Annotated in this window: 1 protein-coding gene; it reads right to left on the bottom strand. The window is 44.2% G+C overall.

Annotated elements, in window-relative coordinates:
- A partial coding sequence (locus OU792_RS18600) for a TonB-dependent receptor plug domain-containing protein (protein ID WP_274671063.1) occupies positions 1 to 721 on the bottom strand: 721 nt, incomplete at both ends.

Raw genomic sequence — 721 nt, 5'->3', positions numbered from 1 at the left:
CAAAAATTCAGGCCTAATATTCAAATTGGCAGAAGTTCGCACAAAATTGGATGTGAGCCTAATGCCTTCTTGATCGATTCTTCCTATTCCGACACGTACAGGGATTTTATTGAAAAGAAAACCTTCCGCAGTCAAGTTAGCATTGTAAGACACCCCAGTACGGTAAATTTCTTCTTGCCAATTCGTATTGGCCTCACCAAGCATCGAGACTAACTCCGGTCTTCTTTCTTGAATTAAACTTCGATATTCATCTGCTGAGAAAACATCAAATTGGCCTGCCAATTCACTCACGTTGGTTTGCAAATCTAGATTGACCCGAAATTGATCACGAGCCTCCTTGGTCTGAATAATGATCACACCATTTGATGCCCGTGAACCATAAATAGCTGTGGCTGATGCATCCTTCAAAACTGTAAAAGATTCAATATCATTGGGATTTAGCGCACTGAGGATAGATCGCGAGCCACCCACTTGATTATTGTCTATAGGTAAACCATTGATTACGATTAACGGCGAGTTGGAAGCAGAAAGTGAAGATCCACCCCGAATCCTAATGGTAGATCCTGCACCGGGTTCTCCCCCAGTGGTCACCGTAAGACCAGGAACTCTACCATTCAGGCGGCCTTCAGGGGTCTGTATGACTCCCTTATTAAAATCCTCCTTTCCGACAGCCGTTATGGCACCGGTTGCATCTTTGATTCTGGTGGTCCCATAGCCAATG

This window comes from Algoriphagus sp. NF, assembly GCF_028823735.1.
GTDB classification, from domain to species: domain Bacteria; phylum Bacteroidota; class Bacteroidia; order Cytophagales; family Cyclobacteriaceae; genus Algoriphagus; species Algoriphagus marincola.
Note: the sequence above shows the minus strand (reverse complement) of the source record. Positions and strands in the feature narration are given on the sequence as shown.